The organism is Hymenobacter defluvii, from assembly GCF_017589435.1.
Lineage (GTDB): Bacteria > Bacteroidota > Bacteroidia > Cytophagales > Hymenobacteraceae > Hymenobacter > Hymenobacter profundi.
This window is the reverse complement of sequence record NZ_JAGETX010000002.1, coordinates 79,450-99,404: the sequence shown is the minus strand read 5'-3', so window position 1 is coordinate 99,404 and position 19,955 is coordinate 79,450. Positions and strand designations below refer to the sequence as shown.

At 57.6% G+C, this 19,955-nt stretch carries 17 protein-coding genes; 9 read left to right on the top strand and 8 right to left on the bottom strand.

Going from position 1 to position 19,955, the window contains the following annotated elements; translation table 11 throughout:
- The first annotated feature begins 65 nt into the window (after positions 1 to 65).
- Positions 66 to 818, top strand: a complete 753-nt coding sequence (locus J4D97_RS04585) for an alpha/beta fold hydrolase (RefSeq protein ID WP_208306567.1) — start codon at positions 66 to 68, stop codon at positions 816 to 818.
- 58 nt (positions 819 to 876) lie between these two features.
- Here the strand turns inward: J4D97_RS04585 and J4D97_RS04580 are convergent, their stop codons facing one another.
- Both J4D97_RS04580 and J4D97_RS04575 read right to left on the bottom strand, forming a co-directional pair.
- Positions 877 to 1,380 (bottom strand): hypothetical protein, encoded by a 504-nt coding sequence (locus J4D97_RS04580; protein WP_208306566.1) that lies wholly within the window; start codon positions 1,378 to 1,380, stop codon positions 877 to 879.
- A gap of 289 nt (positions 1,381 to 1,669) precedes the next feature.
- On the bottom strand, positions 1,670 to 2,665 hold the full coding sequence (locus tag J4D97_RS04575; RefSeq protein WP_208306565.1) for an aspartate-semialdehyde dehydrogenase: 996 nt from the start codon (positions 2,663 to 2,665) through the stop codon (positions 1,670 to 1,672).
- Between the two features lie 153 nt (positions 2,666 to 2,818).
- Between J4D97_RS04575 and J4D97_RS23455 the strand changes: the two genes are divergently transcribed.
- A complete protein-coding gene (locus J4D97_RS23455) occupies positions 2,819 to 5,428 on the top strand; it encodes a lamin tail domain-containing protein (protein WP_208306564.1) in 2,610 nt (869 codons plus the stop codon).
- A 108-nt stretch (positions 5,429 to 5,536) separates the two neighbouring features.
- Here J4D97_RS23455 and J4D97_RS04565 read toward each other — a convergent pair whose 3' ends face one another.
- Positions 5,537 to 5,872 (bottom strand): hypothetical protein, encoded by a 336-nt coding sequence (locus tag J4D97_RS04565; RefSeq protein ID WP_208306563.1) that lies wholly within the window; start codon positions 5,870 to 5,872, stop codon positions 5,537 to 5,539.
- Between the two features lie 135 nt (positions 5,873 to 6,007).
- On the bottom strand, positions 6,008 to 6,331 hold the full coding sequence (locus J4D97_RS04560; RefSeq protein ID WP_208306562.1) for a hypothetical protein: 324 nt from the start codon (positions 6,329 to 6,331) through the stop codon (positions 6,008 to 6,010).
- A gap of 103 nt (positions 6,332 to 6,434) precedes the next feature.
- On the opposite strand from J4D97_RS04560, the gene J4D97_RS04555 reads away from it, so the two are divergent.
- Positions 6,435 to 6,818: an SPW repeat domain-containing protein gene (locus J4D97_RS04555; RefSeq protein WP_185281450.1), complete on the top strand. Its 384-nt coding sequence runs from the start codon at positions 6,435 to 6,437 to the stop codon at positions 6,816 to 6,818.
- 86 nt (positions 6,819 to 6,904) lie between these two features.
- On the opposite strand, the gene J4D97_RS04550 is transcribed toward J4D97_RS04555, so the two are convergent.
- Positions 6,905 to 7,765: a transporter gene (locus J4D97_RS04550; protein WP_208306561.1), complete on the bottom strand. Its 861-nt coding sequence runs from the start codon at positions 7,763 to 7,765 to the stop codon at positions 6,905 to 6,907.
- Between the two features lie 306 nt (positions 7,766 to 8,071).
- Here J4D97_RS04550 and J4D97_RS04545 point away from each other — a divergent pair, with 306 nt between their 5' ends.
- Entirely contained in the window at positions 8,072 to 9,544 is a 1,473-nt protein-coding gene (locus J4D97_RS04545; protein ID WP_208306560.1) for a glycoside hydrolase family 30 protein, read from the top strand.
- 92 nt (positions 9,545 to 9,636) lie between these two features.
- Complete coding sequence (locus J4D97_RS04540) at positions 9,637 to 10,263, top strand: DUF1349 domain-containing protein (RefSeq protein ID WP_243900163.1); 627 nt, start codon at positions 9,637 to 9,639, stop codon at positions 10,261 to 10,263.
- A gap of 70 nt (positions 10,264 to 10,333) precedes the next feature.
- On the opposite strand, the gene J4D97_RS04535 is transcribed toward J4D97_RS04540, so the two are convergent.
- Entirely contained in the window at positions 10,334 to 12,799 is a 2,466-nt protein-coding gene (locus J4D97_RS04535) for a TonB-dependent receptor (RefSeq protein ID WP_208306559.1), read from the bottom strand.
- A gap of 94 nt (positions 12,800 to 12,893) precedes the next feature.
- Entirely contained in the window at positions 12,894 to 14,279 is a 1,386-nt protein-coding gene (locus J4D97_RS04530; RefSeq protein WP_208306558.1) for an Nramp family divalent metal transporter, read from the bottom strand.
- Positions 14,280 to 14,450: 171 nt separating this feature from the next.
- Between J4D97_RS04530 and J4D97_RS04525 the strand changes: the two genes are divergently transcribed.
- A complete protein-coding gene (locus J4D97_RS04525) occupies positions 14,451 to 15,443 on the top strand; it encodes a cation diffusion facilitator family transporter (protein ID WP_185281445.1) in 993 nt (330 codons plus the stop codon).
- 126 nt (positions 15,444 to 15,569) lie between these two features.
- Here the strand turns inward: J4D97_RS04525 and J4D97_RS04520 are convergent, their stop codons facing one another.
- Positions 15,570 to 16,592, bottom strand: a complete 1,023-nt coding sequence (locus tag J4D97_RS04520) for an aldo/keto reductase (RefSeq protein ID WP_208306557.1) — start codon at positions 16,590 to 16,592, stop codon at positions 15,570 to 15,572.
- A gap of 355 nt (positions 16,593 to 16,947) precedes the next feature.
- On the opposite strand from J4D97_RS04520, the gene J4D97_RS04515 reads away from it, so the two are divergent.
- The 3 genes from J4D97_RS04515 to J4D97_RS04505 all read left to right on the top strand — a co-directional run bounded on the left by J4D97_RS04515 (position 16,948) and on the right by J4D97_RS04505 (position 19,952).
- Positions 16,948 to 18,624, top strand: coding sequence for an amidase (locus J4D97_RS04515; protein WP_208306556.1), 1,677 nt, complete (start codon positions 16,948 to 16,950; stop codon positions 18,622 to 18,624).
- Positions 18,625 to 18,807: 183 nt separating this feature from the next.
- The gene (locus tag J4D97_RS04510) at positions 18,808 to 19,266 is read left to right on the top strand and encodes a GNAT family N-acetyltransferase (RefSeq protein ID WP_208306555.1); all 459 of its coding nucleotides are present in this window, start codon (positions 18,808 to 18,810) and stop codon (positions 19,264 to 19,266) included.
- Positions 19,267 to 19,316: 50 nt separating this feature from the next.
- Positions 19,317 to 19,952: an HD domain-containing protein gene (locus tag J4D97_RS04505; RefSeq protein WP_208306554.1), complete on the top strand. Its 636-nt coding sequence runs from the start codon at positions 19,317 to 19,319 to the stop codon at positions 19,950 to 19,952.
- The last annotated feature ends 3 nt before the right edge of the window (positions 19,953 to 19,955 follow it).

Sequence of the window (19,955 nt, the reverse complement as noted above, 5' to 3'; positions counted from 1 at the left end):
AAGTGAAATAGCTACAAAAACTAAAAGAATCGTAAGTACGCAATACTATTCTTTAGAATTTCTTCATGCATCAACACCCTACCCTCGTCTTCCTCCACGGCTTCATCGAAAGCCGCGAAATCTGGACGGGTTTCACCCGTGACTTTCCCAACGACTACCCCATCTTCGCACCCGATCTATTAGGCCACGGCGATAATACGGCGCCTGTAGTCAACTACTCCATGCGTGCCCAGGCCGATTATGTGGCCAAGCAACTACAGCAGCAAAACATTGAAAAAGCCGTGCTGATAGGCCACAGTATGGGCGGCTACGTAGCGCTAGCCCTGGCCGAAAAGCACCCAGAGCTGGTAGCAGGGTTGTGCCTGCTCAACTCCTCGGCGCTGGCTGATACGGACGAGAAAAAGCAGAACCGTGAGAAGAACATTGATTTCATCGAGCGCCACGGGGTAGAGAAGTTCATGAACTCCTTCGTGCGCCCCCTGTTCGCGCCCGCCCACCGCGACTCGATGCCCGAGCAGCTACGGATGCTGGAGAATATCGGTAAGGCCACACCCAAGGAAACCTTCATTGGTGGGCTGCGGGCCATGGCCGCCCGCGCCGACCGCACACAGGTGCTACGCGAGGCGCAGTTTCCGGTGCTCGTTATTGCCGGTAAAGAGGATTTGGCGGTACCCTTCGAGCAGTCGATAGAAGTGACGCAACTGGCGCCGGTTACATACGCGCTGTTTTTGGCGGAGGTAGGGCACTTGGCCTACCTAGAGGCGCCGGAGCGCACGCGACAGGCAGTGCTTGATTTCGCGGCGGTGACGTTTGCATAAAAAATGGTCTGATGAAGCTCGTTTCATCAGACCATTTTCAGATTTTAACTTAAGGGGATTATTTCTCGATTGGCACCATTTTGTCGCGTAGATCGGCCGGTACATCTTCCGTTGAAATGATGCTAAGGCCATCATTTTTGAAGAGGATAGAGCCCTGTGCACTTTCAGCCATTACACCTTGCACATCGCGCTGTGCAATGCGGTACATGGCGCCAGTAGCCGGGTCTACAATCAGCATTCCGATAAGGCCTCCAAAAACGATGTTGCCAAAATACCAGCCGTTTAAATTGGCTTCCAAGGTCATTTGGCGGTCGGCATAGCCTGCCTTTTTAAAGGTGAGGGTGTAGATTTCCTTTTTAAAGAAGCCGGCACCCGATTTTAGCATAACGGCGGTGGGCACCTTGCCCGCAAATACTTCCTTACCGGCACGATTGGTCACGGTAACATCGGCACCGACTGGCACACTATTGATGGCGACAGGGTAGCGACTTTTGCTAACAATGGATGCGCAGCTGCCTAGTGCCAATGTAGCAGCCAAAGCGAAGGGTAAAGTTACTTTCATGTAATAATGAGTATGATTAAAAAAAGAAAAAAGATCAAATAACGTTCTATTCCGGAAAGGATTTTAGAAGAAGTATGCGAATATAGAAATGGCCAATATCATTTGTATGCAAGGTGATTCATTATTTTTTTCCTTAACCTTATAATAGAATGACAAATACTTATTATATGATAATTCTTATAACTTGAGTTGCTTGTAATTCTCGTAAATACCACAGTGCCCCGGTCGGACTTATCCGATCGGGGCACTGTGGTATTTGCTGCTATAACTCTGCGGTAGCCTCACTGGCCTACCTAATCAACCCCATTTTCATCATGGCCTCGGCAATTTGCACGGCGTTGGTGGCGGCGCCTTTGCGCAGGTTGTCGGCCACTACCCACATATTGAGGGTGCGGGGCTGGGTTTCGTCGCGGCGGAGGCGGCCGACGAGCACGGCGTCTTTGCCGTGGGCGTCTTTGGGCATGGGGTAGACGTTATTTTTTACGTCGTCTACCACTTCCACGCCTTCGGTCTGGCGCAGCAGTTCGCGCACCTCGTCGAGGTCAAATTCCTCGGCAAACTCCACGTTCACCGACTCCGAGTGGCCGCCCATCACGGGAATGCGCACGGTGGTGGCCGTCACGCGGATGCTGTCGTCGCCGAAGATCTTCTTGGTTTCCTTCACCATTTTCATCTCCTCCTTGGTGTAGCCGTTGTCCTCGAACACATCGATGTGGGGTAGCACGTTCAGGTCGATGCGGTGGGGGTAGGCGGGGTTGCTGGCATCCTGGCCGGCGCGCTCCTCCAGGAGCTGATCTACAGCTTTTTTGCCGGTGCCTGTTACGCTTTGGTAGGTGCTTACTACAATGCGTTGCACCTTGTATTTTTCGTGTAGCTTGTTGAGAGCCACCACCATTTGGATGGTAGAGCAGTTGGGGTTGGCAATGATTTTATCATCGGCAGTCAACTCTTTGGCGTTGATTTCGGGCACTACCAGCTTTTTGGTGGGGTCCATGCGCCAAGCCGAGGAGTTGTCAATTACTACGGTGCCTACCTCGGCAAAGCGTGGGGCCTCCTCCTTGCTGGTGGTGCCGCCGGCCGAGAAAATGGCTACATCGGGGCGAGCCGCTACGGCGTCGTCCATGCTCACCACCTTGTATTTTTTGCCCTGAAACTCAATTTCCTGGCCCACCGATTTGGCAGAGGCCACGGGTAGAAGCTCGGTGACCGGGAAATTCCGCTCGGCCAACACTTTCAGCATTTCGCCCCCGACTAGGCCGGTGGCACCTACTACGGCTACTTTCATGGTTGTTTAAAAATGAGTAGAACAGTAAAGGTACACGCTGCTGCTCTTTTTTGTAGTAGAACTTGGATTTCCTGATACAATGCGCAAAGGTTGGCGCGTATTCTGCGTGAGAATACAACGCGCACTGCGCCGGAAATTACTAGTTCGATCCTCGTGAAACTCTATTTGCTATTGGCAGCCCTGCTGCTCACGCTGTCCGCACACGCCCAGCTCAGCGACTCGTTTACCGACGGTGACTTCACCCAAAAACCGCCCTGGACCGGCGACGCGGCCGGCTTTACCATCAACGCGCAGAAGCAGCTGCAAACCAACGGCCCCGCCGTGACGGGCACCCAACTGCAACTCGTAACGCCCTGCCAGGCCGTAACGGGCACCACCTGGGAGTGTTGGGTCAACATCAAAAACACGGTGAGCAGCGGCAACTACGCCGACGTGTGGCTGCTGGCCGACCGTGCCGACCTAAAAACCAGTGGCACGCAGGGCTACTTCGTGCGCCTCGGCGGCACACCGAAGGAAGTAGCGCTATTTCGCAAAAACGCCACGGGTAGCCCAATGTACGTGGTGGATGGGCAGGATAACACGCTGAATTCGACCACCAATAATCTGGTGCGCGTGCGCGTGACGCGCTCCGTGCAGAACGTCTGGACGCTGGAGCGCGACCTGACCGGCGGCTCCAACTTCACCACGGAAGGAACCGGTACCGATGCCACGCACCAGCACGGCGGCTACGTGGGGGTAGTCGTCACGTACTCATCGGCCAACAGCCAGAAGTATTCCTTCACTGATTTTCGGGTGACAGACACCGCACCGCCTACCCCAGTGAAAGCCACGGCCACGGCTGCCCGGCAGTTCGATGTGACGTTCAACGAGCCCGTGGCAACTGGCGTTAGTGCCGCAAGTTTCCGATTGGTGGCGGCCGGGGCGCTGCCAATCCTGAGCGCCGAGCGCGACGCAGTGGACCCTGCCGTAGTGCATCTCACTTACGCGGCCAATCTGCCATTGGGCAGCAATACGGTGGAGGTACGCAACGTGGCCGATCTGTACGGCAATGTAGCAGCCGGGCCATTCACGGTGGGCTTTGTGAACAATGGCTTTGCCGTGGCGCCAGGCTTCAACCAAGTGCTTATCACTGAAATACTAGCCAACGAAATGCCTGTTGTAGGGCTACCCACGTCGGAATACGTGGAGGTGCACAACCCTAGTGCCACGGCTGTGCTGGACCTAGCGGGCGTGCGCCTGCTGAAACCTAGCAGCACCGGTAATCCGGCGGTGTTTCCGACTGGGGCAGTGCTGTTACCGGGCGAGTACGCCGTGGTGTGCGGCAGCACGCGGGCTGCGCAGTTTGCCGGCTTCGGGAAAGTATTTGGCCTAACGAATTTCCCTACACTCACCAATGCCGGCGACCAACTAGTATTGCGCAGCCGCACGGGGCAGACGTTGTTTGAAATCAGCTATTCCGATACGTGGTACAAGGACAGCAAGAAAAAAAACGGCGGTTGGGCGCTGGAAATGGTGGATATGGCCAACCCCTGTGCCGGCCTCGCTAATTGGACCGCCAGCCAGGATGGGAGCGGTGGCACGCCCGGCCGCGCCAACTCTGTGCGCGCTACCAACCCCGACCAAACGCCACCGGCGCTACTGCGGGCACTGGCCACTAACCCCACCACCGTGCGGCTGTTTTTCGGGGAGAAGCTGGATAGTGCCGCTGTGGCGAACGTAGCGCTGTATGCGCTTACTACGGGTATCATCACGCGGGCCACTGCCATAGCTCCCGATTTCCGGGCGGTGGACCTCACGCTGGGCGCGGCTCTGCAAGCCAATCAGCCACTCACGGTAACCGTACAACGCGCCGTAGACTGTGTGGGCAATACTATCGGCGCCGCGGCTACGGCTACGTTTGCCCTACCCGGCATCCCTGCCGCGGGCGACGTGGTTATCAATGAAATTCTGTTCAACCCGCGCACGTATGCGGTGGATTTTATAGAGCTATTGAATCGCTCCGATAAGTACCTGGATGTGCAAGGCTGGACGCTCAGCAACCAAAAGCCTGACGGCACTCTGGACACAAAATTCGTAACGGCCGCGCCCTATGTGCTGGCTCCGCGCCAACTGGTGGTCCTGACGGAGCGCCCCGATATCGTGCAAGCGCAGTACCCGACGTCTCACGATGCGGCCGCGTTCCTACCCGTTTCTGCCCTACCCACCTACCCCGATGATGCCGGTATAGTAAGCGTCAGCTCGGCCGCTGGGGTGCTGCTCGACCGCTACGCCTACGATAAAGCGCAGCATCTGGCTCTGCTCAGCGACCTGGATGGGGTGTCGTTGGAGCGCATTCGGGCTGATGGGCCGAGCGCGGCGGGCAACTTTCACTCGGCGGCCAGCGCGGTGGGTTATGCCACGCCGGGTAGGCCCAACTCGCAGTACCAGGAGGATCCTGGGGGCGATAAGCTGTTTCGGCTGGAGCCCGAGGTATTCACGCCCGACGAAGATGGTCAGCAGGATTTCACTACCCTGAATTACCAACTCGATCAACCAGGGTATGCTGCCACTGTTACTATCTACGATGCTCAGGGCCGGCTCATACGCCGCCTCGTGCGCAACGAAACCCTACCCCTCAGCGGCTTCGTGCAGTGGGATGGCCTCAACGACCAAGGCCGCAAAGTGCCCGTAGGGGCCTACGTACTGCTGATTGAACTTCTGCACCCAGCCAGTGGCAACCAACGGCAGTACAAAAAGACAGTGGTAGTAGGCGCCCGGTTTTAGGTAGCGTTTCGGGCAGAGTGGGTAGATAATCAAATAAAAACCGTCTTACCGAATACAGCTGAAGGCTGTATTCGGTAAGACGGTTTTTATTTGATTATGGACAGTTACTTAATTGCTGCCCGTGGTGCCTGTAGTACTGCCGCCCGTGGTGGTACCCATGCTACCTGTAGTGCCCGTGGTGCTACCTGTGGTGCCGCCTGTGTTACCTGTGGTACCACCGCTTGTGCTACCCGTAGTACCTGCACCGCTGGCATTACCGGCGCTATCCGCCATGCCTGCGTTGTTGGGCGCATCTATGCGGGGTGAGAGTTGCTCTTGTTGGGCTGTGGTTTCGGGGTTGCCGTTGCCAGCCTGGTACGTTTCGTCGGTGGTGTGGCTACGGCAAGAGCCCAGCGTAGCGGTGAGTAGTGCAGCAGCGGCGGCTATGGAAAGGAGACGTTTCATGGGAAAAGAATAAGGAAGGTGTGGTTTTCTGATGTTACCGCGGAAAGTCAGACAAGGTTGTCCTCTAGCTGAAAATCAAATGCCAGCCCCGCCGTAGATGGTTGAACCTTAGGATGGGTAGGCATCCAACGGCCGTCACGAATCGACGGTGTTATGACGCAGCAGCAACTCCAGCATTTGTACTGACCTTCTCGGACTTTGGCCGGTGCATAAGTCAAAACGCCAGCAACGGCACCGACCACGGCACCACCAGCAGGTTTCAAGAAGCAAGGCATCCTCAACGACGCGCCCAACCTGCACGACCTCGACGCCGGCGACCTGAAGTATCACTTCGTTCTTCGCGCCACCTACGCCACCGTGCTCCGCAACTGGCTTCAGGCCGATGACACTACCATTTTGGGTAGCCAATTTGAAGGCATAAGCAGGGTGGCGTAAAGGTGAGCGCCAGAGCTGAAGCATAGGCAAAGAATGCGGCTGAAAAATGGCAGCTCGACAATATCTATTGAGTATCAGGTACGTAGAAGGCGGGGTACGCTGTTTCTCTCACCAAACACTTCTCCTCATGAAAATTCTGTCTCCGTCTGCACATGGCATCCTCGATTACCTGACCGTTGCCTTTTTCGCGTTGGCCCCCACCGTATTTGGGTTCACGGGCACTTATGCCACGGTATGCTACGTACTGGCCGCGGGCTACCTGCTCATTACCCTGCTCACAGCCTTCCCCATGGGCGTGCTCAAGGTTATTCCGTTTCTGGTGCACGGCCGGCTGGAGCTGGTAAGCGGACTGGTGTTTCTGGTTTCGCCCTGGCTGTTTGGCTTCGCCGACGACAACCTGACCGCCCGCAACCTCTTTATGGCCTCGGGGGTGGTGTTTCTGCTGGTGTGGTTCATCACCGACTGGCATGCCGAAACCCGCAGCGTCGCAACGGATACGCCTAGAGTGTAACACCCGGTATACCTAATACGGTTGAAAGCCCTGTCAGACACTGCTGACAGGGCTTTTTGTGGTTTTTAACGGCTTGTACTCAGCGTCTACAGCCGGAAGCTGAACCCCACGAAATACTCGTGGTCTGTTTGGCGGTTGAGGGCAATGTGCGTACCGATGTCGAATTGTAGATTGTCGCTAACGTCGAACTGCGGCCCCAGATTCACGCCGGCTTGCCAGCGGTTTTTGCTTGTATCCCAGTGCCCTACCACTTCTGCAAAGCCTTCCAGCCAATGCGTAAAAACCTTATCGATGGTGAAGGTAGGCGTGAGTAACACAAAATGCGAAGTACTTTCGCGGTCGTACATCCACTCGGCGGCGGTTTGGGCGCCTATGTTCCAGTCGTGGGGTAACATGTAAATTACTGGCACCAGAAGTCCATATTCCACGGCCCCGTCGCCTACCTCTTTGCCGGTGGGCAGGCGTACGTAGCCGATGGCCGCCAAGGCAAAGCCTTTGTTGTCGTCGCCAATAAGGTTGCGTTTGAGGCGCACCACCATATCGCCCATGCGGGCTTGCCGATCCGGCTCCATCGTTCCTTTATCTTCCCAATGTTTGTTGATGGTATAGGAATTCAGCCCTACCTGCAAATCGGTCTGGTTGGTAAGGCCTATTTTCATTAGGACATGGTTGAGGTAAAGCGACCGGTCGCGGGCGTCTCCATCACGGGAGTTGAGCAGGCGCAGTCCATCATTTTCTAGCTGAAAGTGGCCCGCATCCACTGTGTAAGGGCTTTCAGTAATGCCAGGGCGGTCGGGCACCATCGGGCGCATGTACTTGCGCGGGGTAGGGTGGAACAAGTCGTAATGACTTTTATCGACCGAAATGGTGTCGTTGGTCTGGGCACGGGCGCTCAAGCCAACTAGCAGTAAAATTGCCAGTAGCAACGAGGGGTAGGGGAGGGACATAGCGCGAAGGTAGGCGGAAGGAATATAGGTCGCATCGCCCTGGGCTGAGCAAGCCCCTGCGTAGGCTTTCGGTATAACTATTAAGATAAGGCCAAAATCCACCCTGTTGTGCTTCACTATCTGTATACTGCCTCTGCCGTGAATAAAATACAGAATGGATACACAATCTATTGTATGCCAATGTTTTATTGTGGCGCACAGGTATTGGTTGTGATTTTGAGCAATTTGCACGCAGCCGAAAGCAATAGGATGCAGACTTTTGTAGCCAATTGTTTTCAGCGCTGCTGTTCATCCCCACTCCTACCCATGCGTAATATTCTTCTATCAATTCTAGCTGCTGGTATACTAAGCGCGCCGAGCGCTACAGCTCAGAAAGCCACCGCCCCAGCTGCCAAAACCTATTCTGCCGCCGGCAAAAAAGTGCAGGTATACACCACGGCTGCCAATACCCAAATGCGCCTCGCCAAAGCGGATAATGACCTCAGCTTCCAGCAAATGGGGCAGCCGCTGGAGACGCAGGTATGTCTGTTTGTAGACCCTACCCACACGTTTCAGTCGCTCACGGGTATTGGTGGCGCCCTCACCGACGCCTCAGCCGAAGTATTTGCTAAGCTGCCTAAAGCCCAGCAAAAGGAGCTGCTGGACGCCTACTATAGCCCTACCAAGGGCATTGGCTACACGTTGGCCCGCACCAACATTGCCAGCTGCGACTTCTCCAGCGCCAGCTACACCTACGTGGCCGACAACGACAAGGAGCTGAAAACCTTCAGCGTGAAGCACGACGAGCAGTACCGCATTCCGTTCATTAAGCAGGCCACGGCGGCGGCGGGCGGCAAGCTGCCGTTGTTTGTGAGCCCCTGGTCGCCGCCCGCCTGGATGAAGGACAACAACAGCTTGGTGAAAGGTGGTAAGCTCCTAACCGAGTACCGCCAAGCCTGGGCCAACCACTACGTGAAGTTTATCAAAGAGTATGAGCGTCAAGGGATTCCAATTTGGGGCCTCACGGTGCAAAACGAGCCCATGGCCAAGCAAACCTGGGAATCGTGCGTGTATTCGGCCGAGGAGGAGCGCGACTTCGTGAAGAATTTCCTGGGCCCCACGCTCAAGAAAAACGGCTTGTCTGACAAAAAGCTCATCGGCTGGGACCACAACCGCGACCAGATCTTCCAACGGGCCACCACCTTGTTCGACGACCCCGAGGCCAGCCAGTACTTCTGGGGTATCGGCTTTCACTGGTACGAAACCTGGACTGGCAGCGGCCAACTGTTCGACAACCTGCGCCGCGTGCACGAAACCTACCCCAGCAAAAACCTAGTGTTCACGGAAGGCTGCGTGGAGCAGTTCAAGCTCGACAACATTGGCGATTGGAAGCTGGGCGAACGGTACGGCCGCTCCATGATCAACGACTTCAACGCCGGCACTGTGGCTTGGACCGACTGGAACATTCTGCTCGATGAAAACGGCGGCCCCAACCACGTGGGCAACTTCTGCTACGCCCCCGTGCACGCCGATACGCGCACTGGCAAGCTTACCTACACCAACTCGTTCTACTACATCGGGCACTTCTCCAAGTTCGTGCGCCCCGGTGCCAAACGCATTGCCGTGGCCTCTACCCGCGACTGGCTTTCCGCCACGGCCTTCGTAAACCCCGACGGCAAAGTGGCCGTGGTGGTGATGAACGACAGCGACAAACAGCAGGAGTTCAGCCTCTGGATTAAAGGCCAAGCCGCGCCTACCGTCAGCCTACCCCACTCCATGATGACGCTGGTAGTGAACTAAATAGCTGCGTACAAACGAAATCTAAGATAGAACGTCATGCAGAGCGGAGCCGAAGCATGGCGTTCTTTTGTATTCTACCCATACCTCAACCCATGAAAACCCTTCTTCTCGCTACCCTTTCGCTTTTTCTAACGTTCACGGCGGCTGCCCAATCCTTCTCTACCATGCGCTGGCAAAACGCTCCCAAAAAATCGACTATCACCGCCAACAGCGTGCAGGTACAGGTAGACGGCGGCACCGATTTCTGGCGCGTGACGCACTACGGCTTCATCCGCGACAACGGCCATTTCTTCTTTCAGGAGCAGGAAGGCGATTTTCTGGCGAAAGTGAAGGTAGTAGGCCAGTACAAAGAACTGTATGACCAAGCCGGCCTCATGATTCGGTTGGATGAAAAGAACTGGATCAAGACCGGTATTGAATATGTGAAGGGCGTACAAAACGTCAGCGCCGTCGTAACCCGCGAGGTGTCCGACTGGTCGGTGGTGCCGCGGCAGGATAGCCCGAAAGCCATGTGGCTTACGCTCCTGCGTAAAGGCGACTACGTGGAAATTCAGTATTCCTTCGACAACAAGGAGTTCAAGATGCTGCGCCTGGCTTACTTCCCGCCCACGCCGGGCAAGAAAGTGCAGATTGGCCTCATGTGCGCCGCTCCCGATGGCAAAGGCTTCCCCGTAACGTTCGAAGAATTTTCGGTGACGCCGGTAGCGAACGGAAAGTAGACCCTACTTCGGTTTCAAAAGCACGGCTTTCATAAACTGAAATGCCGTGCTTTTCTTTTTTTTGGCTTTATCAAAATGGCACCACCACCTTCACGCTCACATTCCTACCCTGATTATAGATACCCGAGCGGCCATTGGGCGAGGCGGTGTAGTACTCAAAGTATTTCAGCCGGTTCAAGTGCGATTGATACGCCACATTCAACACATTATCCACCTGCACAAATAGTTGTGCTACCTCGCGTTGCCCGGCGCGCAGGGTAGTGCCAGCGCCCAGGCCCAGCAGCGTATAACCCGCGGTGCGGGTTTCGGTGTTATCAACAGCGTAGAAGCGGTTTTGGGTGGCGTTGATATCCACTGTGGCACGCACGTAGGTAGCGTGAAAGGGGCCAAGCGGGCGCGGCGTGGTATAGCGCGCTTCGGAGCGCGCCTGTAGGGGCGGAATGAACGGTAAGTACTTAGCCGCGTTGCCCTCTAGGGCACGCAAGGCGCTGTTTTGGTTCAGGCCTACTACGTAGGCCAAGCTGTTATTGAGCACGAAACCGGGTAGCGCGGTGGGGTGCAGATTGGCGGTGAATTCGGCACCGTAGAGGCGCGCGCCGCTTTGCTGGTACTGGTAGGTAGCGTTGCCGGGCACCAGCTCCACGGGCTGGCCGTTGGCATCGGTGAGGCGAGCCTGGTAAATGTAGCCGGTGATGCGATTGTGGAAGGCGTCCACGCTTAGGTCGGCCCAGGGGAGGCGGGCGGCCAGGCCTAGGTCTTGTTGGAGGCTGAACTCGGGGTTGAAGGTGCGGTTGCCGAGGTACACGATATGGGCGCCGGGGTCGAGGCCGTTGGAGCCTACCTCCGTGATGTTGGGCGCCCGGTAGCCCCGCGCCACGTTGGCGCGCAGCACGTACCGTTCATTCAGCGCATACGTGCCCCCCACGCTAGCCGACACGCCCTGGTACCAACGCCCAAACGCCGCAAACTGCGGCTCCCTACCCGGCGCGGCTGGCACTTGCTGCTCAAAACCCGTGGCTGGGTTTGGTCCCACATAAAAGTCGTTCCAGGTGAGGTGGCGTGTATCGTAGCGCAGACCGCCGGCCAGGTCGAGGCGGCCGAACGTCTTTTTCAGATGGATGTAGCCACCGATGTCGAACAGGTTGTAGTCGGGAATGGGGAAGTCGGTGGCGTCTTGGTTGCGGTTGCGCTGGGCCATGCCGTTCAGGCCCGCGGTAGCCTCCACCCCCAGCAGGGTAGGGGCGGCGTAGCGGAGGTCATAATTATAAGTAGTGAGTTGCACGCTCAGGCCCGGCTGCTGGGGTAGGGTAGGGTGGTTGTACTCGCGGCGGCGGTTTTGCTGCACGCCCAGCAGCGCGTGCAACTCGCCCGTACCCAGCCGGAAGCGGTTGCGCGTGAGCAAGCGGTAGTGCTGAATACGCTGGTACAGCGGGTTGAGGCGGTAGGTGGAAAGCTCAGCCTTAGGCACCAGCGGCCGGTTGCGGATATCATCGCCCTCGTCCAGCACCTGCCGCGTAAAACGGCGGCTCAGGGAGTCGCGGCTGCCGTCGGGGATTTCCTGGTGGTTGTCGTAGAGCGTCGCCGACCAGTCGGAGCTACCCCAGGTTTTGTCTACCCCAGCCGTAGCCGTGGCGTTCAGCTCCCGGAAGGCGGTGCCGTACACGCGGCCATCCACCGGGTTGCGGTAGTTCTGAGCCAGACGGTAGGAGGCGCGGCCACCGTAGTGCCAGCCGCCACGGTGGTAGCGCAACCCTACCGACGCGCCCAACAGGTTGTTGTTGGTTTGATACTCCGTGAGGGCGTCGCCGTGCAGCTGGCCCTCGGCGCCGTCGTCGGGACGGCGGGGTAGCAGGTTCACTACTCCAGCCACGGCATCGGAGCCGTATATAAGGCTGGCGGGTCCTTTCACCACCTCAATGCGCTCAATATCATACTGATCTACCTCAATGCCGTGCTCATCACCCCACTGCTGGCCCTCCTGGCGCAGGCCGTTGTACATGGTCAGCACGCGGTTGTAGCCCAGTCCCCGGATAAACGGTTTGCTGATGTTGGGGCCGGTCGTTACGGCACTCAGGCCGGGCACGCCCCGCACGGCCGCGTCAATCACGTTGCCATTGGCGTTCAAGTTGATGTCGCGGTGGTTGAGAGCCGCTACCGGTACGGGGCTGCGCCGCAATTCCGTAGCGCGCGACACGCCCGTGACTACCACTTCTTCCAGTGCCGCAGGCGTGGCTACCAGGGTAGCGTCCAGCACTAGGGTTTGGGCCGCTGCTACTGTCACGCGCCGCCGCACTGGCTGGTAGCCCACAAACGAAAACACGATTTCCGTAGGACCGGCCGGCACGTTGCGCAGTTCATATCGCCCTTGCGCATTGGTAGTGCAGCCCTCCGCGGTGCCTACCATCGCCACCGTCACCTGCTCCAAGGGCTGGCCCGCCGCCCGCACCTGCCCCCGGATGGTAGCAGCTGTAGCAGACTGCGCTACTGACTCACTTCCTATCAACAGCATAAACAGAAAAAAGAAAAGCTGTTTCATATTTAAAGCGTATGAAAAATATATTTAGATTAATCTAAACCTGTTGACCCAAAAAAGCGCCGCGGCGGACTTACCCACCACAGCGCTTTCGTATTTATCCTATAAACGTCTGCACCAGCAGGTACACGTTCAGTACCACGATGATGGCCGATACGCTCCAGGCCGTGGCTTGCATCCAGGGCTTGTTCACGAATACGCCCATTTTGAGCTTGCTACCCGTGAAGAGCACCAAGGGTATCACAGCAAAGCTGAGCTGAAAGGAGAGGATAACCTGACTGAGTACCAGCAGCTCGCTGGTGCCGTGCTCCCCGTACATCACCGTGACCACAAAGGCCGGCACCACCGCAATGCTGCGCGTAATCAGGCGGCGCATCCAGGGTTTCAGCTTCAAATCCAGAAAGCCTTCCATCACAATCTGGCCCGCCAGGGTGCCCGTGAGGGTAGAGTTCTGGCCCGACGCCAGCAGCGCCACCGCAAACAGTACACTGGCCGCGCCTGCGCCCAGCACTGGCGCCAGCAGCTTGTGCGCGTCCGTAATGTCGGCCACATCGCGGTAGCCGTTGTAGTGGAAGGCCGCGGCTGACGTGACCAGAATGGCTCCGTTCACGAAAAACGCCAGCAGCAGCGACACTGTGCTGTCGATGGTGGCAAACTTGATGGCCATGCGCTTGCCGGGCTCCGTCTGCTCGATCTGCCGCGTCTGCACAATGCTGGAGTGCAAGTACAGGTTGTGCGGCATCACGGTAGCACCCAAAATGCCAATGGCAATGTAAAGCATGTGCGGATTGGTAACAATCTGGGGCTGAGGCACCAGGCCTTGTGCCAGCGCAAAGTAATCGGGGTGCGACACTACTACTTCGTAGATAAAGCACACGAAAATTACCACCATCAGGCCTGCCACAAAGCTTTCCAGCGCCCGGAAGCCTTTGTTCTGGAACAGTAGCACCACCATCACGTCCAGGATGGTGAGGGCCACGCCCCAGGTGAGGGGCAGGCCAAAGAGCAGGTTGAGCGCAATGGCGGAGCCGATGACCTCGGCTAAATCGCAGGCGGCAATGGCAATTTCGCAGAGTACCCACAGCACCAGGCTTACCGGCCGGGAGTAGTGGTCGCGGCAGGCCTGGGCTAAGTCGCGCCCGGTTACGATGCCGAGCTTGGCCGCCAGGTGCTGCAAGAGCATGGCGAAAAAGTTGGAAATCAGAATCACCGACAGCAATGTGTAGCCGTAGCGGGCACCGCCTTCAATGTCGGTGGCCCAGTTGCCGGGGTCCATGTAACCCACGGCCACCATCAGGCCGGGCCCGCCAAAGGCCAGCAGCTTGCGCCAAAAAGAGGCGTTAGCGCCGGGTACTTTAATGGAGCCGTGTACCTCGGGTAGAGAATTGGCGCGCCGAGCGTGCCGCCAGCCGGCATCGGGTGCATCGGTGGGGGTAGGGGCAGATGCGAGTGGGGTAGGCGAATCCTGTACGGGTATAGGCATAAGTAACTTGTAGCGAAAGAACTGCGAAAGCTAGTTTAATTTTTAGATAAACCTAAAAATTAATTTAAGCGTCTATAAATACGTAGAAAAGCAGGGTAAAAGTTTCGCTGAAAACAGAAGTGGTTTTTTTCGCGGAATTTTGTGGCCCTTTTTGCCGTTGCTCCCCTCCCTATGCTTGATAAGAAAACCAAAAACCGTCTGGGCCTGCTATCGTTGGTGGTGAGCGTAGCGCTGGTGGCGCTGAAGTTCTACGCCTACTTCATGACCCGCTCGCAGGTGGTGCTGACGGATGCGCTGGAGTCGATTATCAACGTCTTTACGAGCGGTTTTGCGTTCTACAGCATCTACCTAGCCAGCCTACCCAAGGACGAAAACCACCCCTATGGCCACGGGAAAATCGAGCATCTATCGGTAGGATTTGAAGGTGGACTGATTCTGTTTGCTGGCCTCTATATCTTCTACAGCGCCACGCGCACGCTGTTTGAGCCGCACGCCGTGGCCGCGCCCGATCTGGGCGTGTGGCTGCTGGCGGTAGCGGGTGTCATCAACTTAGGGGTAGGCTACCTGCTGGTGCGCGAGGGCAAGCGCCTGAAATCGGCCGCGTTGGTCGGAGATGGACAGCACTTATATATTGATGCGTTGACGTCGCTGGTATCATGCGCGGCGCTGCTGCTGGTGTTTCTCACTGGCATTGTGCTGTTCGATACGCTGGCGGCGCTGCTGCTGGGCATTGTGATTGTGGTGAATGGCTATAAGATGCTGCGCAGTTCCGCCTCGGCCCTGATGGATGAATCGGACGCGGCCACGGTGGCCGAGGTAGTGGCCGAGCTACAACGCCACCGCCAACCCGCTTGGATTGACGTGCATAACCTGCGCGTGCAGCGCTACGGCGCCAACCTGCACATCGACTGCCACATGCAGATGCCGTATTATTTCAGTCTTGAAGCCATTCATAATGAGCTGAATAAGATTGAAACCCTCATGCGCCAGCACGCCGACGCCGAGGTGGAAATGTTTGTGCACGCCGACCCCTGTACCTTCCGCGCCTGCTCTCTATGCCATATGGCCGACTGCCCCGTCCGCCAACACGCCTTCGCGCACGAGGTAGAGTGGAATCTCGCTAACGCCGTCCGCAACGAGCGACATCAGTTGGCGGAAGGGTAAGAAAATTGACAAAACCTGTCATCCTGACCGCAGCGAAGGACCTTCTCATGTTGAACGACCATCGTACCAACGACTCGTGCCAACGTGAGAAGGTCCTTCGCTACGCTCAGGATGACAAATGAAAACCTACTTCTGTCGGTCCTGGCCAGTCATGTCCAGCATCCAGCCGGGGTACTCGGCGGGTAGGGCGCTGGCTTCGGCCAGCTGCTTCAGCTCTTCTTCGGAGAACTTAACATCTACCGATTTCAGGTTGTCTTCGAGCTGCGACATTTTGCTGGCGCCGATGATAATGCTCGTCACGGCCGGCTGGTGCAGCAGCCACGCCAGAGCCAACTGGGCCACGGAAGCACCCTTTTGTTTGGCCAATGGGTGTAGAATATCCAGAATGTCGAAGGCCCGGTCGCGGTTCACGGGTGGGAAATCGAAGTTGGCGCGACGGCCGTCTTCGCCTTCTTGCTTTTCACGGCTGTATTTGCCGCTGAGCAGGCCGCCGGCCAAGGGGCTCCAAACCATCAGTCCTACCTTCTGGTCTTGTAAGAGAGGCACCAACTCTCGCTCCAGGTCGCGGCCGGCAATGGTGTAGTAGGCTTGCAGCGACACAAATTTCTCTAGATGCAGGCGTTCGGAGGTGCCCAGCGCCTTCATCAGTTGCCAAGCGGCCACGTTGCTGGCCCCAATGTAGCGCACCTTGCCGCTACGCACCAGGTCATCAAACGCCCGCAGGGTTTCCTCGAAAGGCGTCAGCGGGTCGTAGCTGTGCATTTGGTAAAGGTCGATGTAGTCGGTGCCGAGGCGCTTGAGGCTGGCTTCGGCTTGATCCATGATGTGCTTGCGGGTGAGGCCTACCTGGTTGGGACCGTCGCCCATTTTGCCACGCACTTTGGTGGCAACGATCAGCTCGCTGCGGCTCAGACCCAGATTGCTAATGGCCTGCCCAGTCATCTCTTCTGATTGGCCTTCGGAATACACGTTGGCCGTGTCAAGAAAGTTGATGCCCGCGTCGACGGAACGCTTCAGTAGCTCGTCGGCGCCGGCCTGGTCTACCTTGGCAATTTCCTTGAAGCGGCCTTCGGTCTGGCCAAACGTCATGGTGCCCAGGCACAGCTCGGATACTTTCAGGCCGGTGTTGCCTAACAGATTGTATTTCATGTTGGGGAGGGGTAGGTGGTTGTGGAAAGGGTATGCTTACCTTAACTACAAGGCAGTTGTGGCTGATGTTTCCCTGACCTTTCACTTTCTCAGTAGCTGAGTGGATACTTGAACGGTGTAGAGACGCATACTTGCGTCTCATCGTTGAACGATTTCGGCCATCTGGTGCGAGCGAGGAGACGCAAGTATGCGTCTCTACATCGTTCAAGTAGCCTGGAAAATCAACGCAAACAACTTCCAGATAACAACTTGGATTCCTCGCTTTGCTCGGAATGACAAGAAGTTACTTGCGCAAGTCGGGGCGCGGAGTAGTTTTGCTAATGCACCGCCTTCGCACCAACGCTATTCTACTTCCATGAAAAAAATATTACCCTTTCTGGCCGTGGGTCTGGTAGCCTTTGGGGCCGGCGCTTTCGCCACGCGCCCCGTCGAGCTGCCGCCCATCACGCTGGCTACCGTACAAGCTGCCCAAGACCTACTGGGCTTGCACTTCACCGATGCTCAACTCGACTCTACCCTGGGTAACCTGCGGCAAAACCGCGCCAGCTACGAGGCCCTGCGTCAGCTGAATATGCCCAACAGCGTAGCGCCCGCCGAAACCTTCGACCCGCGCCCACTCCGCATCCGCCAGTCTATGCAGCCAGCCCGCGTAGCGGATGCCGGCAAGCTGCCCAAAATGGGCAAGGTGAAGCTGCCCACCAACCGCGACGACTTGGCCTACTACACCGTGCGCCAGCTAGGCGAGCTGCTGCGCACCAAGCAGCTTTCGTCAGAAGAGCTAACGCAGTTTTGCCTGGCCCGCCTCAAAAAGTACGACCCGCAGCTGCATTGCGTCATCAGCTTCACCGAGGAGCTGGCGTTGCAGCAAGCGCGCCAAGCCGACAAGGAAATTAAAGCCGGTAAGTACCGCGGACCGCTGCACGGTATTCCGTGCGGGGTGAAGGATTTGTTCAGCGCCAAGGGCTACAAAACCACCTGGGGCGCCATGCCCTACAAAGACCAGATGCTGGATGAAAACTCGGCCGTGGTGGAGCGCCTGGAGCAGGCCGGGGCGGTACTGGTGGCCAAGTTTACGCTGGGCGCGCTGGCTCAGGGCGACGTGTGGTTTGGTGGCAAAACCCGCTCGCCGTGGAAGCTGAGCGAGGGTAGCAGTGGCTCGTCGGCGGGCTCAGCATCGGCAGTGGCGGCGGGGCTGGTGCCGTTTGCCATCGGCACTGAGACATTAGGTTCGATTGTGAGTCCCAGCACAGCTTGCGGTACCACCGGCCTGCGCCCTACCTACGGGCGCATCAGCAGGGCCGGAGCTATGGCCCTGAGCTGGACTATGGACAAAGCAGGTCCGCTTACCCGCTCGGCCGAGGATTGCGCCCTGGTGCTGGCCGCCCTGGCCGGCCCTGACCCCCGCGACCCGGCTACCCTGCAAGCGCCCGCGCCGTTCCGCTACGCCTTCGACACCAATATCAAGAAGCTGCGGGTAGGCTACCTGAAAGCGGAGTTTGACCGCGACTACCCCACCAAAGCCAACGACCAGGCCAGCCTGGAGGTGCTACGCAAACTGGGCGTAGAGCTAGTGCCGCTGGAATTGCCTACCCTACCCGCCGGGGCCATGCGCTTCGGCCTCTCGGTGGAAGGCGCCGCTGCCTTCGACGACCTCACCCGCTCGGGCCGCGACGGGCTGCTGGTGCAGCAACACCGATACGCCTGGCCCAACACGTTTCGGTCGTCGCGGTTTGTGCCGGCCGTGGAGTACATCCAGGCCCAGCGCGCCCGCACCCTGCTGATTGAAGCCATGGACCAGAAGCTGCAAGGCTTCGACCTTTACCTAGCGCCCACCAGCAGCGCCAGCCTCACCATCACCAACCTCACCGGCCATCCGGCCGTGGCCGTGCCCAACGGCTTCCGTGCCAGCGGCCTACCCAGCACCATCACCTTCACCGGCCAGCTCTACGAAGAAGGCAAGCTGCTGGCCCTGGTGAAAGCCTACCAAGACGCCACGGACTTCGACGAGAAGCACCCGCCGCTGTTTCAATAGTATAACTTAACGCTCACCCCCCCCCTAGCCCCCTCCCCTCCGGGAGAGGGGGAGCCTTGTCAGCTGATAGCTGTTGGCTAATAGCTCTTGTTCAACGGAAAACTATCAGCTAATAGCTCCGGAAAAGGCTCCCCCTCTCCCAGAGGGGAGGGGGCTAGGGGGTGGGGCCGAATTACAGAACTCATGCATTCTCAAACCAATCCCAACGGTTTCCGCATCAGCACCAACCCGGCCGAGCTGGATGTGGCCGCCATTCACCACTACCTGGCCGAAGACTCTTACTGGGCCACAAATATGCCGCTGGAAATCCTGGAGCGCGCCATTGCCAACTCGCTCAACTTTGGGCTGTTTGCGCCCGATGGCCAACAAGCGGGCTTTGCGCGTGTCATAACGGACAAGGCCACGTTTGCCTGGCTTTGCGACGTGTTTGTGCTGCCCGAATTCCGGGGTAGGGGCTTGTCGAAGTGGCTGATGGAGGTGATATGGACGCACCCGGAGCTGAAAGATCAGCGCAGGCACATGTTGGCTACCGTAGATGCGCACGGCCTGTATCAACAGTTTGGCTTCACGCCGCTCACTGCACCTGATAGATTCTTGGAAAAAAAGAAGCTAAATCCGTACGGAGTGGCTACTAAGAACTAATCAGGCATCATTTTTTGTAGAAAGCAGACTTCCTGTTGAAGTTGATTGATGTGACGAATTCTACCTTATCCAACCGTTGGCATCAGCTGACGGCCCCCATGCTACCCGATGAGGCAGCTCGCGCCGCGGCGTACGAGCAGCTCAGCGCCGCCTACTCCGCCTCCGACCGCCATTATCATACCCTGCACCATGTGCGGACGCTGCTGGACGCCGCCGAGCGTTATGCCTCTACCCTGCAAGACCCCGCGGTGGTGCAGCTGGCTATCTGGTTTCATGATGCCGTGTACAGTGCCCGTCGCTCCAACAATGAGGAACGCAGTGCCACGCTGGCGCTGAAGTTCTTGGAGCAAACTACCTTGCCTGCCGCCCGTCGGCAGCGCGTGACCTACCTCATCGAGCGCACCAAAGACCACACCCAACCGCTTTCTGCGCCGGATGCTGATTTGGCGTTTTTCCTGGATGCCGATCTGCAAATCCTGGGCGCGCCAGAAGCCGATTACTGGCAATACGCCCGCCAGATCCGGCAGGAGTACCGCCTGATTCCGGATATGCTGTACCGCCCCGGCCGGCGCAAAGTATTGGAAAAGATGCTGGCCGCGCCAACCCTGTACCGCACGCCCGAGTTTCGGCAGCGGCTGGAAGATGCCGCCCGCCGCAACCTGCGCCTGGAGCTGGCCGATTTGTAGATA